General features: G+C 48.7%; 19 protein-coding genes. 17 read left to right on the top strand and 2 right to left on the bottom strand.

Features of this window, described 5'->3' with window-relative positions; all coding sequences use genetic code 11:
- Nucleotides 1-6: 6 nt before the first annotated feature.
- Nucleotides 7-762, top strand: a complete 756-nt coding sequence (locus HP570_RS06480; protein ID WP_064200784.1) for a tRNA threonylcarbamoyladenosine dehydratase — start codon at nt 7-9, stop codon at nt 760-762.
- Nucleotides 763-768: 6 nt separating this feature from the next.
- Nucleotides 769-2,127 carry a replication-associated recombination protein A gene (locus HP570_RS06475; RefSeq protein ID WP_173604921.1) on the top strand — a complete coding sequence of 453 codons (1,359 nt, stop codon included), beginning with the start codon at nt 769-771 and terminating at the stop codon, nt 2,125-2,127.
- A 16-nt stretch (nt 2,128-2,143) separates the two neighbouring features.
- On the opposite strand, the gene HP570_RS06470 is transcribed toward HP570_RS06475, so the two are convergent.
- Nucleotides 2,144-2,317 carry a hypothetical protein gene (locus HP570_RS06470; protein ID WP_016739245.1) on the bottom strand — a complete coding sequence of 58 codons (174 nt, stop codon included), beginning with the start codon at nt 2,315-2,317 and terminating at the stop codon, nt 2,144-2,146.
- A 97-nt stretch (nt 2,318-2,414) separates the two neighbouring features.
- Between HP570_RS06470 and cymR the strand changes: the two genes are divergently transcribed.
- From cymR to HP570_RS06435, 7 genes are all read left to right on the top strand, one after another.
- Complete coding sequence (gene cymR, locus HP570_RS06465) at nt 2,415-2,834, top strand: cysteine metabolism transcriptional regulator CymR (RefSeq protein ID WP_173625236.1); 420 nt, start codon at nt 2,415-2,417, stop codon at nt 2,832-2,834.
- Nucleotides 2,835-3,045: 211 nt separating this feature from the next.
- Nucleotides 3,046-4,191, top strand: a complete 1,146-nt coding sequence (locus tag HP570_RS06460; protein ID WP_173625235.1) for a cysteine desulfurase family protein — start codon at nt 3,046-3,048, stop codon at nt 4,189-4,191.
- A 172-nt stretch (nt 4,192-4,363) separates the two neighbouring features.
- Nucleotides 4,364-6,028, top strand: coding sequence for a methyl-accepting chemotaxis protein (locus HP570_RS06455; RefSeq protein ID WP_173625234.1), 1,665 nt, complete (start codon nt 4,364-4,366; stop codon nt 6,026-6,028).
- A gap of 81 nt (nt 6,029-6,109) precedes the next feature.
- Entirely contained in the window at nt 6,110-8,371 is a 2,262-nt protein-coding gene (gene recD2, locus HP570_RS06450; protein ID WP_173625233.1) for an SF1B family DNA helicase RecD2, read from the top strand.
- 74 nt (nt 8,372-8,445) lie between these two features.
- Nucleotides 8,446-8,925, top strand: a complete 480-nt coding sequence (locus HP570_RS06445; protein ID WP_012685612.1) for a PRC-barrel domain-containing protein — start codon at nt 8,446-8,448, stop codon at nt 8,923-8,925.
- A 34-nt stretch (nt 8,926-8,959) separates the two neighbouring features.
- On the top strand, nt 8,960-9,166 hold the full coding sequence (locus tag HP570_RS06440; RefSeq protein ID WP_012685613.1) for a hypothetical protein: 207 nt from the start codon (nt 8,960-8,962) through the stop codon (nt 9,164-9,166).
- 27 nt (nt 9,167-9,193) lie between these two features.
- A complete protein-coding gene (locus HP570_RS06435) occupies nt 9,194-9,388 on the top strand; it encodes a hypothetical protein (RefSeq protein WP_229088206.1) in 195 nt (64 codons plus the stop codon).
- Nucleotides 9,389-9,500: 112 nt separating this feature from the next.
- Here HP570_RS06435 and HP570_RS06430 read toward each other — a convergent pair whose 3' ends face one another.
- Nucleotides 9,501-10,187: a TerC family protein gene (locus tag HP570_RS06430; RefSeq protein ID WP_173625232.1), complete on the bottom strand. Its 687-nt coding sequence runs from the start codon at nt 10,185-10,187 to the stop codon at nt 9,501-9,503.
- A 378-nt stretch (nt 10,188-10,565) separates the two neighbouring features.
- Between HP570_RS06430 and HP570_RS06425 the strand changes: the two genes are divergently transcribed.
- The 8 genes from HP570_RS06425 to udk all read left to right on the top strand — a co-directional run bounded on the left by HP570_RS06425 (nt 10,566) and on the right by udk (nt 18,369).
- Entirely contained in the window at nt 10,566-11,630 is a 1,065-nt protein-coding gene (locus tag HP570_RS06425) for an AI-2E family transporter (RefSeq protein ID WP_012685616.1), read from the top strand.
- Nucleotides 11,631-11,942: 312 nt separating this feature from the next.
- The gene (gene alaS, locus HP570_RS06420) at nt 11,943-14,591 is read left to right on the top strand and encodes an alanine--tRNA ligase (RefSeq protein ID WP_012685617.1); all 2,649 of its coding nucleotides are present in this window, start codon (nt 11,943-11,945) and stop codon (nt 14,589-14,591) included.
- Nucleotides 14,592-14,701: 110 nt separating this feature from the next.
- The gene (locus HP570_RS06415) at nt 14,702-14,962 is read left to right on the top strand and encodes an IreB family regulatory phosphoprotein (RefSeq protein ID WP_007727936.1); all 261 of its coding nucleotides are present in this window, start codon (nt 14,702-14,704) and stop codon (nt 14,960-14,962) included.
- A 9-nt stretch (nt 14,963-14,971) separates the two neighbouring features.
- Nucleotides 14,972-15,388: a Holliday junction resolvase RuvX gene (gene ruvX / locus HP570_RS06410; RefSeq protein ID WP_064200790.1), complete on the top strand. Its 417-nt coding sequence runs from the start codon at nt 14,972-14,974 to the stop codon at nt 15,386-15,388.
- Between the two features lie 5 nt (nt 15,389-15,393).
- Complete coding sequence (locus HP570_RS06405) at nt 15,394-15,684, top strand: DUF1292 domain-containing protein (RefSeq protein WP_005832492.1); 291 nt, start codon at nt 15,394-15,396, stop codon at nt 15,682-15,684.
- A 147-nt stretch (nt 15,685-15,831) separates the two neighbouring features.
- Nucleotides 15,832-16,932 (top strand): endolytic transglycosylase MltG, encoded by a 1,101-nt coding sequence (mltG, locus tag HP570_RS06400; protein WP_173625231.1) that lies wholly within the window; start codon nt 15,832-15,834, stop codon nt 16,930-16,932.
- A gap of 105 nt (nt 16,933-17,037) precedes the next feature.
- A complete protein-coding gene (locus HP570_RS06395; RefSeq protein ID WP_173625230.1) occupies nt 17,038-17,673 on the top strand; it encodes an O-methyltransferase in 636 nt (211 codons plus the stop codon).
- A gap of 51 nt (nt 17,674-17,724) precedes the next feature.
- The gene (gene udk / locus HP570_RS06390) at nt 17,725-18,369 is read left to right on the top strand and encodes a uridine kinase (RefSeq protein WP_012685622.1); all 645 of its coding nucleotides are present in this window, start codon (nt 17,725-17,727) and stop codon (nt 18,367-18,369) included.
- Nucleotides 18,370-18,426: the final 57 nt, after the last annotated feature.

Here is an 18,426-nt window from a genome sequence, read left to right as displayed (position 1 = left end):
CGAAATATGCTTCATCAATTTTCTCGTTGTGAATTGGCCTTCGGTCCCGAAGGTTTGGAAAAAATGAAAAATAGCTGCGTTGCTGTATTAGGAATTGGCGGAGTAGGTTCCTTTACAGTGGAAGCACTGGCGCGTACAGGTGTAGGCAAGCTCATTTTGGTAGATAAGGATGTAGTAGACATCACAAACATCAACCGCCAAATCCATGCGACGCTGAACACAGTCGGTCAAAAAAAGGCTGAGCTTATGAAGGAGCGCATTGCGACGATCAATCCAGAGTGCGAGGTCGTAACTCTTCATATGTTCTACAATGAAGAAACAGCGGATGCGCTGTTCGAGCATGAACTGGATTACATCGTGGATGCGATGGATACCATGTCTGCGAAGCTCCATGTGATTAAGGAAGCGAAGCGTCGCAATATCCCTATTATTTCTAGCATGGGTGCGGCCAACAAAATGGACCCGACCCGTTTTGAGGTTGCCGATATTTCCCAAACGAGTTATGATCCGATTGCAAAAGTCATTCGTCGTGAGCTGCGGAAAAGCGGTATCTACAAAGGGGTAAAAGTTGTATATTCCCGTGAGATTCCCGTAACCGTCCGTGTAGATGTACGCGAACAGATCGTGTCTAACCCGGATTCACCGATTAGTAAAGTGCGGATGCCTCCAGCGAGCAATGCTTTCGTGCCTTCTGTAGCTGGTTTAATTTTGGCCAGTGTAGTGGCAAGAGATATTTTGGAGTGGCAGCCTGTAAAAGGATAGTGGAACATGGATGATTTATTCACGTTTGCCTATGACCAGCAGGGTGGCGGCAAACAGAAGCCATTGGCTGCACGGATGCGGCCGCAAACGATTCAGGATGTAATCGGGCAATCGCATATTTTGGCTCCTGGAAAGCTGCTTCGACGCGCGATTGAAGCAGATCAAGTGTCCTCTGTCATTTTTTACGGACCTCCGGGAACAGGGAAAACAACACTGGCAAAAGTCATTGCCCGAACCACACGTACGCATTTCTCCGAGTTAAATGCAGTTACGGCCGGTGTCGCTGATATCCGCAAAGTAGTAGATGCAGCGAAGGAACGGCTCGTTATGGACAGTCAGCGGACAACCTTGTTCGTAGACGAGATACACCGCTTCAATAAATCACAACAGGATGCCCTTCTTCCTTATGTGGAGGAAGGCACGATTATTTTGATCGGCGCTACGACGGAGAATCCTTTTTTTGAGGTGAATCCGGCGCTTTTGTCGCGTTCACAAGTATTTTCCCTTCAATCGCTTTCTCATGAGGAATTAAAGCTGGTTATGGATCGGGCACTTACTGATGAAGAAAACGGATTGGCGGAGCTATTTGTCACTGTAGAACCGGAAGCGGCAGAGCATTTGGTTCAATACGCAGAAGGGGATGCCAGACGTTTGCTCAACGCATTGGAACTGGCGGTGACAACGACGCAACCAGGAGCGGATGGACGCATTACGGTGACATTGGACGTCGCTGTGGAATCCATTCAGCGCAGGGCAGTACGCTACGATAAGAGTGGGGACAATCATTATGACACGATCTCTGCTTTTATTAAATCCATTCGTGGTTCTGATCCGGACGCAGCTCTTTACTGGTTGGCGAGAATGATTGATGCCGGAGAAGATCCGCGGTTCATTTCTCGCCGCTTGGTTATTTCGGCTTCAGAGGACATCGGAAATGCTGACCCGCAAGCGATCACAGTTGCGATGTCCTGCTTTCAGGCGGTAGAATTGGTGGGGATGCCTGAAGGGCGTATCCCTTTAGCACAAGCGACGACGTACCTAGCGACCGCCCCCAAAAGCAATGCTGCTTACAACGGAATTAATTCTGCGTTGGATCGTATCCGAACAGATGGTCACAAGCAAGTGCCGATTCATCTGCGAGATTCTGCTTACAAGGGAGCTGCGAAGCTGGGACACGGTCAGGGATATCTGTATCCGCATAACTATCCATATGGGTATGTACCTCAACAGTATCTGCCTGACGGTGTAAACTACTCGTTCTACCAGCCAAAGGATCACGGCTATGAGCGTCACATTCGCCGCTTTCAGGAAGAAAGACAGAAGATGGATGAACGTGGATTGCCAAGGAAAAACTCCCCCGAATAATGGGGGAGCTAACATGTTAAGTGCGGACATTTCCGCCTGGTTTATTGGGCAAATCACCGTTTTCATTCGGCTGTTTGCTCTGCTCACTCGCACCGTAACGGGCTTTGTGAGCAATCGTGCCTGCGGGTTGGTCGTACAAGGTTTCGGACGGGTGGTTGGGACCTCGTTCCGAGCGTTTGTTCGTTGTCATCTGCATATCACCCCCTAAGATGTTAGTGTGTCCCTCGATACAGAAGACATGTAGGGGGCGGGCGCGTATTACCGATACAAAGAGGAGAGTTGTTAACGTGAAGATTTCAACGAAAGGACGTTACGGGCTGACGATCATGATGGAATTGGCCAACCGTTGCGGAGAAGGGCCGACTTCCCTGCGGAGCATCGCCCAAAAACATGATTTGTCCGAGCATTATTTGGAGCAATTGATTGCACCTCTGCGTAACGCGGGTTTGGTAAAGAGTATCCGTGGCGCATATGGCGGTTATGTTCTGGCGAAGCAGCCGGATGAGATTTCTGCTGGCGATGTGATTCGCGTGTTGGAAGGACCGATCAGCCCTGTGGAATTTGCAGAGGAAGAAGACCCGGCTAAGCGTTTTTTATGGCTGCGTATTCGGGATAGTATTTCTTCTGTTTTGGATTCGACATCGCTTCAAGACTTGATCAGTTTTGAAGACGATGGTCCTACTGATAACTATATGTTTTATATCTAGAATGTAAGAGGTTGTTCAAAAAGTCGTCTTTTGATCACGAAGTAGCTCAGAAAGCTAATTCGACATCGAATCTGGCGTTCACCTCCGAAGTCCCGGTGCTCATGTAGATTACCTACATTCCGCTCCTCCTTCGTTCGGTTCTCGCCATCCTCTCGGTGCTAAAAAGCCGACTTTTTGAACACGTACTATAAGTTGGTAGAAGGTGACGGCATTGTCAGAGCGAATGTATTTTGACCATGCAGCTACTACGCCGGTGCATCCGCGTGTAGTTGCTGCTATGACTCCCTATTTGACTCAAGTATACGGGAATCCATCCAGTGTCCATGGTGCAGGTCGCGAAGCACGAAAAGCGTTGGAGCATGCGAGAGACACGATTGCCGACTTTATGGATGCTGATCCGCAATCGCTCATCTTTACGAGTGGCGGGACAGAGGCGGACAATATGGCAATCATCGGTGCCGCAATGGCACAGCGCGAACGTGGTCGTCACGTCATTACTTCGCAAATCGAGCACCATGCAGTCTTGCATGCTTGTGAATTTTTGGAGCAGGCAGGATTTGAAGTGACGTACTTGCCTGTTGACCAGACAGGCATGGTCCGTTTGGAAGACCTGAAACAAGCGGTTCGTCCGGATACGGTACTGGTGTCTATTATGTACGGCAACAACGAAGTAGGAACGATCCAGCCCATCGAGGAAATGGGTACCTTTCTGCGTGAAAAAGGGATTGTTTTTCATACAGATGCCGTACAGGCTTTTGGTGTCCTGCCTGTCCATGTACGAAAGCTGCCTGTTGATATGCTCTCGGTATCCGCCCATAAAATTAATGGGCCAAAAGGAGTCGGCGCTTTGTATTTAGCGCGTAAGGTTCCGTTTTCCCCGATTTTGCACGGCGGTTCGCAAGAGCGCAAGCGCAGAGCAGGAACGGAAAACCTGGCCGGGATTGTTGGGTTTGCCGAAGCGACGAGGGTCGCTGGCGAGGAAATGGCGGAGCGAGTTGAAAAGTATAAGCAGATGAAAGCAGCGATGATCGCAGTCTGGCAGGAAGCAGGAATTACGTTCTGCCTGAATGGACATCGTGAGCAGGTATTGCCACATATTTTAAATGTGTCCTTTCCTGGTGCCCATACAGAAACCATGCTGATGAATCTGGATATCGCCAAAATTGCAGCAGCGAGCGGCTCAGCTTGTACATCCGGATCACTAGAGCTGTCACACGTTCTAAAAGCAATGCACTTGGACGAGAAGATTGCTCTTTCAGCCATTCGTTTCAGCTTTGGGATTACGAATACAGTGGAAGAGGCGAAGCAAGCTGCTACAGCGGTTGCTGCGATTGTGAAGCGTTTGGTACGCGAATAACGAAGGATGAAAGCCGTTTGGATGAAGCCAAGCGGTTTTTTCATTGGGGCCAAAGTGGGTTTCTTATTGGAGTTTGTGGTGAATTGTGGAAGAGGATGGTAAGATGATACTGTAGTACTGATCCTGAAGAACTACTATAAAATTCGGATCATCCGATAAGGAGAGGACTTTCATGTTGGCCAGACGCTACTCTATTCGCTACAAACTGGTGTTTACAATACTCATCCTAACCATGCTTCCATTAATGGTCGTCGGTTATATCCAATTTGAAAATGCGCGCAGCGCGCTATACAAGCTGGCTGTATCTGACTTGCAATACATAACGGAAATAAAGGCACGCGAGCTGGCTGTTTACACGCAAGAGGCAACGAGTAGTGAGGGGAACAGACAGAACATTAACGAAATAACACGCGAGGTGGCCGAAAAATATTACAAGCCAAATGGCATGGTTGGCTACGCCTATATCTTGGATGCGAGTGGAATCGCCATCTTTCATCCAGACCCGAAAGTTGAGAATACCTCTTTGGCGAATGAACCATTCACGCAAGTCATGCTCGCTCAAAAAAACGGCTGGATCGAATATGAATTCGGAGGCTCTACCAAAGTGGCGGCGTATAAGCAGCTGCCGAACGGGTGGATTCTTGTTATTGGCAGCTACGAGAATGATTTGCTGACGACGATTGAGAGCAGTCGTCCGATGATGTTTCTCCTCAGCCTGATAAGTGCTAGCTTAGCGCTGATAACAGGTATTTTTATTGTCAACAAGCTAGTACGACCGCTAAATGAGCTGGTATCGGCAATGAAACGTGCAGAGACAGGAGATTTGACCTCGCAAGTGACTGTTCGTTCCCGGGACGAGCTTGGGGAATTATCATCGATGTACAATGAGATGATGGGGGTATTCCGCAGCATGGTCAACGAGGTGCAGCGAGTAGCCCAGCAGGTCGCGGCAGCGTCAGAAGAATTAACAGCGAGTGCGACAGAAAGTGCGCGTGCTTCCGAACAGATTTCCATCGCTTCCTCGGAAATCGCTACGGGTTCCGAACAACAAAAACAAACGGTGACGGATACGGTACGCTTTTTATCTCGCATCGGTGGAGATATCCAACTCATTGCGACCTCGACTTCCCAAGTCAATGCTGATGCGACAGACGCGAATCGATTGGCACAGGTTGGGGAAGGCAAGCTGCACGAGCTCGTACAAGAAATGGATCAAATCACGGATCACGCCCGTCGTACAGAGCAGGTTATCCGCGAGCTTGGCTCTCAATCCGAGCAAATCATCGGTATCATCACGATCATTCGTCAAATATCCAACCAGACGAATCTGTTGGCTTTGAATGCCGCCATCGAGGCTGCACGGGCGGGGGAACAGGGACGTGGCTTTGCGGTTGTGGCTCAAGAGGTACGTAAGCTGGCTGAGCAATCGGGTGCAGCTGCAGAAGAGATTGCAGGCTTGATTCATACGATCCATACAGATATTCTCGCGGCTGTAACGGAAATGGGGACGACTGCAGTCGCTATCCAGGATGGACGCGAAGGAGTGGTGCAGGCAGGAGACAGCTTCCAGCAAATCTTGGTGGCCGTTCAAGACGTCAGCCAGCAAGTACATCGTATGAACGATGCAGCCCAAGCGATTCATCGCGATACAGTTCAATTGGTGAGTCACTCCGAAAAAATTGCTGGACTTGCGGAGACAGCGGCCAGAGATACACAGGAAGTGGCAGCAGCGTCTGAAGAACAGACAGCAACGTCTCAGGAAATGACGGCAGCATCCGAAACGCTTGCGAAAATGGCGGAGCAGTTGTCAGAACAAGTAAAACGATTTACAATTTAAGACGAGCATATGAAAAATCCACTTTCAAGAGAAGTGGATTTTTCCTTTCTGGAACGGTTTTTTATGTAAGGAGGCGTTTAGATGGACGAGCAGCAGTCAATCTCGCTGTTTGCGGAAACCTACATTCGAGGATTTGTTTCTCAAGAAATTTTTTACAATGATGAAACCTGGTACGGAGTTATCCGTCTAAAGATAGAAGAGACTACCGAATCGATCAAAGAATCGGAGGTCATTATTGTCGGTAATTTTCCTCGTCCACATCCAGATGAGCTGTACACCTTTTACGGTGAATGGAAAACACATGCTCGTTTTGGACAGCAGTACGTAGCAAAACGCTATGAACGTGAAACGCCGAAAACATTGGCAGGGGTTGAGCGCTACTTAGCCAGTGGCTTGTTTCAAGGGATCGGAAAGAAGATGGCCAAACGAATTGTCGAGCAGCTCGGGGTAGATGCGCTGTCGATTATCGCGGACTTCCCAGAGCGATTGGCTGAGGTACCAGGCATTTCTGAACAACGTGCCAAAACGATCTATGATTCCGTAGTCGAGCATCGCTCCTTGGAAAGTGCCATGGTTTTCTTGTACGACTTCGGCATTGGTGTGAACATGGCACTGCGTATTTATCAGACCTACAAGATCGAAACGATGACAGTGCTGAAGGAAGAGCCTTACCGTTTGATTGAGGATGTCGTAGGAATCGGCTTTAAGCGAGCAGATGACATTGCACGAGCAACTGGGATTGCTGCTTCCTCAGAAGAACGTGTGAAGGCGGCGGCTCTCTTTATGTTGCAGGAGGCATCGTATTCGGAAGGACATGTTTATTTGCCTGTGGAGGAGCTTTGTGAAAAAACACTGCGCCTTCTCGAAGAGTGCGGGGGGCACGTCTTTTCTGGAGACGATATTCAACTGGCAGTGGAAGCCCTGTTTGTGTCGAGCAAAATTGCCTGGGAAGAAGAGCGGGTTTATTTGCCCTCGCTGTTTTTTGCCGAGCTTGGTCTAGCCAAAAGACTGCGTCACTTCGCATCACGGGATGAATTCGGTACGTTTCCGACATCGGAATTTTACCGTGCGTTAGGGGCGGTCGAGGATGAGCTGGGGATTACGTATGCCCAGACGCAGCGTGATGCCATTGAACAGGCGATCAAAGCAGGTTTGATGCTGTTGACAGGGGGACCTGGTACGGGGAAAACGACAGTCATTCGTGGGATATGTCGTGTTTTTTCTCAGCTTCATGGATTGTCGCTGGACTTGAAAAAATACAACGAAGAAAATCCATTCCCGATCGTTCTTGTGGCTCCTACCGGACGTGCAGCAAAACGTATGACAGAGACTACGGGTTTACCTGCAATGACCATCCATCGCTTGCTCGGTTACAAAGGGGAGAGCTTCGAGCATGACGCGGAGCACCCAATCCGTGGACGGCTATTAATTGTGGATGAAATGTCCATGGTCGATATCTGGCTTGCCAATCAATTGTTTCGTGCGGTTCCAGACGACATGCAGATCATCATGGTAGGTGACCCTGACCAGTTGCCTTCTGTAGGACCGGGCAACGTTCTGCTGGATATGATCCGATCTGGATTGCTTCCATTGGTACAGCTGACAGAAATTTATCGGCAAGCTGAAGAGTCTACCATTATTCGGTTGGCCCATGATGTACGCAAGGGGAATGTACCGGCAGATTTGCTTCACACCACCCCGGATCGGCGATTCTTCACAAGTTTGCCACAAGAAGTTCCGGAAGCAGTGAAACAAATTTGCTTCGGAGCCGTAAAAAAAGGATATACGGCAAAAGATGTTCAGGTATTAGCCCCTATCTATAAAGGTAATGCCGGTGTGAACCGGTTGAATGAAGAATTGCAGGAGCTGTTTAATCCGAAAACGCCGCAAAAGCGTGAAGTTACTTTTGGAGAGACGACGTTCCGTACAGGAGACAAGGTTCTGCAATTGGTGAACAATGCTGAAGAACAGGTGTTTAACGGTGACATGGGTGAGATCGTCGCCATCTTTTTCCCGAATGAAAATGCGGAGAACCAGGAGATGCTGGTCGCTGCCTTTGATAACAGGGAAGTGGTGTACAAGCGTTCGGATTACCATCAGCTGACGCTTGCCTACTGCTGCTCGGTTCATAAGTCTCAAGGTAGTGAATTTCCGATTGTGATCATGCCGTTTGTCAAAAGTTACTACCGTATGCTCAGACGCAAGTTGGTCTATACCGGGATCACCCGGAGCAAATCATTCCTCATCATGTGTGGAGAGCCGGATGCGTTCCGTGCTGCTGTAGAGTCTGATGAGGAAGGGGTACGGTACAGTTATCTGGAGGAACGGCTAAAGCAAGAGTGAAGTTGGAACCATTTGCGCCGAATGGGCGCGTCCATTTCGCCTGATACTAACAAGGCGGAAGGGGGATGTCCCACATGCGCAAGGCAATGGATGCAGTCGGATTGCCAGTTGTTTGCCTTCAAACAGGCGAGACGATTGGAACCGTGCGTGACATTCTTTGCGACTCCACTTGGCATGTACGAGGAGTCTTGCTGAGCGAACAGGGCTGGTTCCAATCAGGTACCTATATTCCTGCCGAACATATTCATGCGGTCGGGGAGTCCTGCCTTACCGTATCGGGAAAAGACGCGATCACGCCCTTACCTCATCTCGCCGGACTAGAGCCTGTCGGCATTGTGACGGGAAAGACAAAGTTAAAAGGAAAAGCGGTGATTACCGCTTCCGGAGAGTGTTTGGGGAGGCTGGAAGATGTTTACTTTTCAGCCAACTGGGAGAAACTTGTAGGGTACGAACTATCAAATGGCTGGTTTGCAGATATTACGGAAGGGCGAAAGCGCCTCCCTGCACCAGCATCCGTTATAATCGGGGAAGAAAACCTGATCGTGCCGGACTAGTTCGTGGCCAGGCGTGAAAGGGAGGAAAAGCGTGATGCGTGTCATATGCCCGAATTGCAGTTCCAAAGACGTAGGGAAGATTGGAACCAATCAATACTATTGCTGGAACTGCTTTATAGAAATGAGCGTTTCCAATGAGCAGATCGCTTCTGTCTACCAAGTTGAGGAAGATGGATCTTTGCATTCGCTCAACGATCTGTTTATTGAGGAACAGACAGTAACCGCTCACTTGAATATGTAGTGGATTTGAGCGGCAAATCCAATGGAGGTGGCACGCTTGTTCACTCGAAGCCTGTTGCGGGTTCTGGCCACAAGCGGAATTGTGGCGATCATTGGCTATTGGTTGGCTCCGCGACGTCGCAGTCGGTTTTCATTGAATTGGAATCAGTTGCCCTTCTCCATGCGTGATGTAACGCGTATGTGGAAATCAGGTCGCAAGCTGATGCGTGCCGTTACTCGTTAACACAAATGTGAATTGGAACGTAAACAAACACCCGAACATACACTGTGTTCGGGTGCTTTTTTCGCCATACATGAAAAAGCTCCGTCTTGGAAATGACGGAGCTTGCGTTGTATTAAGATTGTTCTGCCAAGCGTTTTTGCTGTTGGCTTTTCGTGCGCCCGATCAACAGGACACCAACCACAACAGCCACGATGAATACCCATTTTACCCAAGGGTAAGTGGCAAAGAATGGTGTGAGGAACTTCTCATTTGTTACCATGTTCGCTGCGGTATACGCCAATACTGCAGAACCGATATAGATAACGATCGGATATTTCTCGATCAGCTTCAAGATCAATGTGCTACCCCATACCATGATGGGAACACTGATGATCAAACCGATAACTACCAGAAGGAAATCACCATGTGCTGCACCAGCAACGGCGATAACGTTATCCAAGCCCATTACGGTGTCGGCTACGATAATCGTCCAAATCGCTGCTCCCAGTGTTCCGCTTGCCTTCATATTCTCATGACCATTATCCTGAATCAGCAACTTGAGAGCGATCCAAATGAGAATCAAACCACCCACTAGTAACAGGCCAGGAATTTTCAGCAACCAAACCACAGCGAGTGTCGCCAATGCACGAATGACAATCGCACCAACCGTTCCCCAGATGATGGCTTGCTTTTGCTGATGAGCGGGCAGGTTACGAGCCGCCATCCCAATGACGAGGGCATTGTCCCCGGCCAGCACGAGGTCGATGATAACGATAGAAAGTAATGCGGTCCAAAACTCAGGGCTTAACAATAAATCCATTTCTCTTCCTCCTCCTAATCCATTTTAGAAGCGAATAATCCGCTGGCCGTTTTCTTGTTACCTCCCATAGTGTATGTAAAGGGGCGAAAAAGAAAACGACCTTTCCCGATTCAGGAAAAGGTCGTTTGAAAACCAAAAATAGACCTTTTACCTGATCGGCAAAGGTCTTGCTTACAACATCGCGAAAATGTTGCCAACATAGCCGGGGAAAAATCCCGTAATGACGACTATGTTGCGAAAAAGCTACTCCCCTTTGGAGATATCCTCTTGTAATTACATAGTACTGAACACGAAATTGTGTGTCAATAGGTTACATGAAATTAATGTGAATGAGACAAGCTAAAAAAGATGTAGGCAAATAGGGAGGAGTTGGGGAACGTGGATGAACTTCGGCGAAGTCGTCTATTTGCTGCTGCTGTTTGGGTCATCACACTTTTGGTCATCGGCAATCTGCTTTGGCTGCTCCGACCAGTCCTGTCACAGTTGTTTTCGCTCATAAAGGAAGTGCTCGTTCCCGTCATATTGGGACTAGTCATTGCGTACTTGCTCCATCCGATCGTGCAATTGCTGGAAAAAAGAAGGGTTCCGCGCTTGATGGCAGTCCTGCTCATCTATGGATCATTTGTATTGGTGATTACGATTGCGATTATTAATGCCATCCCAGTTTTCACGAAACAATTGGTGGAGCTGTCAGACGATATTCCCCGCCTGATGGATTGGTACTATACATGGATGAGTGAGTGGGAAGCGCGAAAATATTTTTTGCCGGATAGCATCTCGAAGGGTGTGGACCGGGTGATCATCCAGTCGAATGAGGGAATGTCTCATTCCGTATCGAAAATCGTGGATAATGCCAAGCATTCGATGGGCAAGTTGTTTGCCTTTGCTATTGTGCCGTTTATCGCTTTCTACTTTTTGAAGGATATGAAGCAATTGCATGAGACGGGGATGTCGATTGTTCCAAAGGCTTATCGGAAGCAAGTGCTGATTGTCCTGCGGGATATTAATGAATCCTTGGGTAAATACATACATGGACAAATGATGGTCGCCCTGATCGTAGGCGTCTTCGCATACTTGGGCTATTGGTGGATCGGCATGCCGTATCCTTTTGTATTGGCTGCATTCGTATGTCTTACCAACATCATTCCGTACATCGGACCATTGATTGGGGCGGCACCAGCAGTTGTGATCGCGATTACGATTTCCACCAAGACACTGCTACTCGTTGTCGTTGTCAATCTCATCATTCAAATCGTGGAAGGGAACATTTTATCTCCCAACATCGTTGGTCGTTCCTTGCATTTACACCCGCTACTGATTATCTTGGCACTGCTGGTAGGGGAGACGGTAGGGGGGATCATCGGGTTAATCGTTGCTGTCCCGATTCTGGCCGTTTGCAAAGTGATCGTCAGCCGAATCGCTGTCATGATGCATGAAAGTTGACAGTGATCAGGTAAAATATTTATAATATGGACAAAGTGATTTATGTGAAATCAATGAGGGAACGAGTATGTTGCAGACCTTTTACAGAGAGGACGCTCCATGGTTGAGAGGGCGACCAAAAGAAGAGCAGCAGAAGGCTACTCCTAAGACCGGGCAAAACCCGGCGGCTTGGCACCGTTAGACGCCACTTAAGCGACAGGCCTTGGCTCAGTTAAGTGTAGCGAGCCTGTAAGCAGGGTGGTACCGCGAGAAATCAGTTCTCGTCCCTGAGGGGATGGGGGCTTTTTTTATTTTTAGATGAGGAGAATGTAGATGAAGAAGCTGACAGGCAATCAAATCCGCCAGATGTTCCTCGACTTTTTTGTAGAAAAAGGACATCGCATTGAGCCTAGCGCTCCATTGGTTCCAATCGACGATCCTTCCCTTCTGTGGATCAACAGCGGTGTGGCGACTCTCAAGAAATACTTTGACGGCCGCATCATCCCGGACAACCCGCGTATCACAAACTCGCAAAAGTCTATTCGTACAAACGATATTGAAAATGTGGGACGTACGGCTCGCCACCACACTTTTTTTGAAATGCTGGGTAACTTCTCAATTGGTGAGTACTTCAAGGAAGAAGCGATTGAATGGGCATGGGAGTTTTTGACAAGCCCAAAATGGATCGGCTTTGATCCTGAGTTGCTCTCCGTTACCATTCACCCAGAGGACGAAGAAGCATTTGAGCTGTGGAATAAGAAAATCGGTGTTCCAGAAGAGCGAATCATCCGACTGGAGGGCAACTTCTGGGATATCGGAGAAGGCCCGAGCGGACCGAACACGGAGATTTTCTATGACCGTGGAGAAGCGTTCGGAAACGACCCGAGCGACCCTGAGCTGTACCCGGGTGGGGAGAACGAGCGCTACCTGGAAATATGGAACCTGGTATTCTCCCAGTTCAACCACAATCCAGACGGTACCTACACGCCGCTGCCTAAGAAAAACATTGATACGGGGATGGGTCTTGAGCGCATGACGTCTGTCATCCAAGGCGTAGACAACAACTTTGAGACAGATCTGCTGTTCCCGCTGATCGAAAAGACCACGGAAATCTCCGGTGTGAAGTATAAAACAAGCCCGGAGATGGATGTAGCCCTGAAGGTTATCGCTGACCATGCACGTACGGTTGTGTTTGCGATCGGTGACGGTGCGCTTCCATCCAATGAAGGCCGTGGCTATGTCATTCGCCGCCTGCTTCGCCGTGCCGTACGTATGGGGAAAAAGCTGGGCGTAGAAAAGCCATTCCTGTACAGCTTGACTGAGACAGTAGGTACAATGATGGGTGAATTTTACCCAGAGGTTGTTCAAAAGCGTGCGTTTATCGAAAAAGTCATTCGTGCCGAGGAAGAGCGTTTCCACGAGACACTGAACGATGGTCTGGCGATCCTGTCTGACATGGTAAAAGCAGCAAAAGATAGCGGAAAGACACAACTGTCTGGTCAAGATGTGTTCAAAATGTACGATACGTATGGATTCCCTGTTGATTTGACAGAAGACTTCGCAGACGAGCAAGGGCTGACTGTCGATCGCGATGGCTTTGATAAAGCAATGGAAGAACAGCGTGAGCGTGCACGTGCAGCACGTCAAGACGTAGACAGCATGCAAATCCAAGGTGGTCCATTGTCTGATTTGACGGTTACGAGCCAATTTGTTGGTTATACTGAATTGGTAGCAACAGGTAAAGTGGAAGCGATTATTTTGGACAACCAGCTGGTAGAAGAAGCAGAAGAAGGTCAAACCGTACAAGTCGTTCTGAGCCAAACTCCTTTCTATGCAGAAAGCGGCGGTCAGATCAATGACGAAGGTTTCCTGATTTCTGATATCGTGAAAGCACGTGTGACAGATGTACAAAAAGGACCAATGGGTCAAAATGTACATTCCGTCATCGTCGAAGCAGGTACCCTGCGTAAAGGCGATGATGTTCGCGCGGAAGTGAACCGTGAAGCACGTCTGGCTATCACGCAAAACCATACAGCGACTCACTTGCTGCATCAAGCACTCAAGGATGTCCTGGGAACGCATGTCAACCAGGCAGGTTCTTTGGTAGCACCAGAGCGTCTCCGTTTTGACTTCACTCACATTAGCTCCATTACTCCAGAAGAGCTGGAGCGTATTGAAGCAATCGTGAATGAAAAAGTGTGGGCAAACCTGGGTGTTGAGATCTCCAACAAACCATTGGCTGAGGCAAAAGCGATGGGCGCGATGGCGTTGTTCGGTGAAAAATACGGCGACGTTGTACGCGTTGTAAAAGTGGGCGAATACAGCCTTGAGCTGTGTGGTGGATGCCATGTGAACAACACCGCAGAAATCGGTCTGTTCAAACTGGTTAGCGAGAGCGGTATCGGTGCAGGTACACGCCGAATCGAAGCAGTAACAGGACGCGGCGCTTACCAGTTCCTGAACCAGCAGTTCACTACACTCAAAGAAGTGGCGCAAGCACTCAAAGCACCTGTACTGGCTGAAGCACCTGCACGTGTAGAAGGTCTGCAACAACAATTGAAAGAAGTACAGCGCGAAAACGAGTCCCTGCGTGCAAAACTGGGGAACATCGAGGCAGCGTCGTTGACGGATAAACTCCAACAAGTAGACGGTATGAATGTACTCGCTGCACGTGTTTCCGCTGTCGATATGGACAACCTGCGCGGCATGGTGGATGAGCTGAAAAACAAACTCGGCTCCGCTGTCATTGTGTTGGGTGCGGTCGATGGCGACAAGGTGAACCTCGTTGCAGGTGTAACCAAAGATCTCATGGATCAAGGCATTCACGCTGGCAAGATCATCAAGGAAGTCGCAACTCGTTGCGGTGGCGGTGGTGGTGGACGTCCTGATATGGCACAAGCCGGTGGTAAGGACCCATCCAAGCTGCAAGAAGCACTGGATGCAGTGGTTGACTTCGTGAAGAGTCAATCAGTAGCGAAATAATGCGATTGTAAGAGAAATTTGTATAATCGACAGGAGTAAACGAAATCCGAGTCGAATACAAAAAAGAGTAGGAAACCAAAAGAGTCTCAAAGGAAATCGAGGTGTTGATTGTGAGTTCGTTGGATAATACCATGAAATTCACGGTGCCTAAGGAAGCGAATGCGGCGGATGTCCAAGAAACATTGACAGAGGTGTACAAAGCCCTGCAGGAAAAAGGATACAACCCGATCACCCAGATCGTCGGTTACTTGCTTTCTGGCGACCCGGCGTTTATCCCACGCCACAACAACGCGCGGAGCCTGATTGGCAAATTGGAACGGGACAAAATCATAGAAGAGTTGGTGACCGTTTACTTGTCAGAGCGCAAGTAGACCTTAACGATGACACGATTGATGGGGTTAGATGTAGGCGACAAGACGATTGGAGTGGCTGTCAGCGATGAGCTGGGATGGACTGCGCAAGGAGTAGAGACCATCAAGCGACAATCCAAGGAAAAGGATTTTGCCCGCCTGAGCGAATTAGTTTCGCAGTATCAAATTGGGGCTTTCGTCGTTGGTTTGCCCAAAAACATGAACGGAACCATAGGCCCGCGTGCTGAAATGTGTCAAGCATTTGGCAAGCTTTTGGAGGAACGCACGTCTCTTCCTGTCCACATGTGGGACGAACGCTTGACGACGATGGCGGCAGAGCGTATGCTGATTTCTGCTGATGTTAGCCGTCAAAAGCGAAAGACAGTGATAGATAAAATGGCGGCCACTTTAATCCTCCAAGGATATATGGACGCGAAATCGAGGTGACCACAATGAGTGAAGAGATGATGGAAGAGTTCGAAGTGGGCGATGTGATCGCGCTGACGGAAGAAGGTACCGAGGAACCGCGAGATTTTCGTATCATGTACATTTTTGACATTGAAGACCGCAGCTATTTGGTACTCGTACCAGTAGATCAGGAAGAGGAAGAAGAGTACGAGGTTCACTTCCTGCGTTATGACGGTACAGACATGCTTCAGCCAATCGAGGATGATGAAGAGTGGGAGCAAGTAGAAGCTACCTTCGAAACGTTGATTGCTGATTTGGAGAAAGACGGAATTTAATAGATTCGTGGAAAGAGAGTCCGCAACTGGCGGGCTCTTTTTTTATGACTTTTTTCGCCAAAATCACCCATGAAGTGACAGTTGGATAAGCCTCTTGTATAATGAATGGGATGGAGATAAAGAGACCCTAAAGGGAGGATTTCTAGCTTGAAACCAATGTCAGCGAAGCCTGATTTTAACCCCGAACGCCCTGCGACGCGTCGACGCAGACGCGGCGGACGAATTGTGATGTGGCTGGTTGCCTTGTTGTTGTTGATCATTTTGGCTGCGGGGGGAGCAGCGTGGTACGTGTACCAGCAATTACAGCCTGTTGCAGGTGAACAGACGGTAAAGAACGTGGCAATTCCGTCAGGTTCCTCCGTACAAAAAATTGGTCGGCTACTGGAAGAACAAGGTCTGATCCGAGATGCCGATGTATTTAATTATTACGTGAAGTATAAAGGCGTGGCTCCTGATCTTAAGGCGGGAGAGTACCAATTCACGACTGGCCAAGCCATTGACGAGATACTAACAGCCATGGTGGAAGGAAACACGGTGATCAATGCGAACCGATTTACGATCCCAGAAGGCTGGAATGTCGACCAGATCGCAGATCATCTCGATAAAGAAGGTATTGTAGAGAAAGCGGCATTCTTAAAAGAAGTAAATGAAGGTGCATTCCCCGAATATCCTTTTGTCGCCGCCATACCGAAGCAAGCAGACCGAAAAAACCGTCTGGAAGGGTATCTGTTCCCGGAAACGTATGAGGTGGACAAAGACACTACGGCACATGAAGTCGTCTCGCGTATGCTGGCTCAATTCCAAAAGGAATGGAAGCCAGAGTGGACAGAGCAGCTGAAGCAGCGCGATTTAACACTGGATGAAGCAGTGAATCTCGCATCGATCGTTGAGCGTGAAGTAACCGTTGACAAGGAGCGTCCGCTTGTAGCAGGCGTGTACTACAATCGGATTCGCGATAAGTGGCCGTTGCAGGCTGATGCTACCGTCCAATTTATTCTCGGCAAACAACGTGACCGTCTGACCTTTGAGGACCTAAAAGTAAAAAGCCCGTACAACACGTACACAAATCCTGGATTGCCACCAGGGCCGATTGCTAACCCAGGCAGAGCTTCGCTTGAAGCTGTCGTCAATCCGGCCAAACACGATTACTTTTTCTACGTGACGAAAAAAGACGGAACGTCCGAGCATTACTTTTCCAAAACACTGCAAGAGCATGAAGCAAATGATAAGAAAAGCAGGGGAAACTAACCAGGTTTCCTCTTTTTTTTGCCTGCGGTCAACAGTGCTTGACGTAGCCAAGTTTTCCTTTGGTGTGCTATAATAATTCGGTTGTAACGAAAGAGGAGTGAAATCATGATTACCAATCCGGCAATTGACGACTACGTGTCAGGCCTGGTTCCCGAGCGTTCTTTGCTGCTCAAGCGACTGGAGCAGGAGGCGGCAGAGGAAAACATTCCCATTGTGCAGCTCCCGTCCGCTCAAGTCATGCGGATGTTGTTATTGCTGCATCGTCCCAAAGCGATTCTTGAAGTGGGTACAGCAATTGGCTATTCCACGATTTGGCTTGCAGAAGCTGCACCGGAAGCGCGAATTGTCACGATGGACATAGATGAAGATCGATTGGTGAGAGCACGGGAAAATATAAAAGAAGCAGGATGTGCAGATCGTGTGGAAATACTCTCACGTGACGCTACTTTAGGGCTGCCGGAGTCGTATCAATTTGACTGCTTGTTTATCGATGCGGCCAAAGGTCAATATCGAACGTTCCTCGATTTATATCTACCGCTTCTTCGCGAAGGCGGTTTGGTAATCAGCGACAATGTCCTGTTCCGAGGACTGGTAGCGACCCCAGAAGAAGCGGGCAAGCGCCAGCGTCCGATGGTGGACAAGCTGCTTTCTTATAATTCACATCTCATGGAGCGTCCTGATTTAGAAACGACATTTATTCCAGTCGGAGACGGGTTGGCCATCAGTATGAAAAAGAAGTAAAAACATAGGGTCGTATATGCGTAAAGCATCATGAGGAAGGGGACATGAAGCATGGGTAACCCCGTATTGATTGGGGTAGCGGGAGGCAGTGGTTCTGGAAAAACGACTGTAGCAAAGGAGCTGTACCGCCAGTTCCAAAATGATAGTGTAACGATGATTGAGCAGGATTCCTACTATAAGGATCAAAGCCATTTGAGCCCAGAAGAGCGGGCGCTGACTAACTACGACCATCCCTTTGCTTTTGACAACGATTTGTTGCTTGCGCATTTGCAGGAGCTCATGCAAGGAAAGGCGATCCAAAAACCGATCTACGATTTCAAGGTGCACAACCGCAAGCCGGAACAAATCCAAGTCGACCCAAAGGATGTCATCATTCTGGAAGGAATGCTGATTCTGGAGGATGAGCGGATTCGTAATTTAATGGATATCAAGGTGTACGTCGATACCGATGCGGATGTGCGTATTGCACGTCGAATCGTACGTGACATCGAAGAGCGCGGTCGTTCCCTTGATTCAGTAGTGACACAGTACTTAAACGTCGTTCGACCGATGCACTTGCAGTTTATTGAGCCGACCAAGCGATATGCAGACGTCATCATCCCAGAGGGTGGCTACAACCGAGTAGCATTGGATCTGTTATCCACGAAGATCGGAAATATCTTATTGGAGAAGCAACAATTCACCAATCAATCATAGACACCTAAAAGTGCACCGTGACGTACGGTGTGCTTTTTTCTTTGTTCGTTGTTTCTG

This window comes from Brevibacillus sp. RS1.1 (genome assembly GCF_013284365.1).
In the GTDB taxonomy this organism is placed as follows: Bacteria; Bacillota; Bacilli; order Brevibacillales; family Brevibacillaceae; genus Brevibacillus; species Brevibacillus brevis_D.
This window is presented reverse-complemented; position numbering and strand designations above follow the sequence as displayed.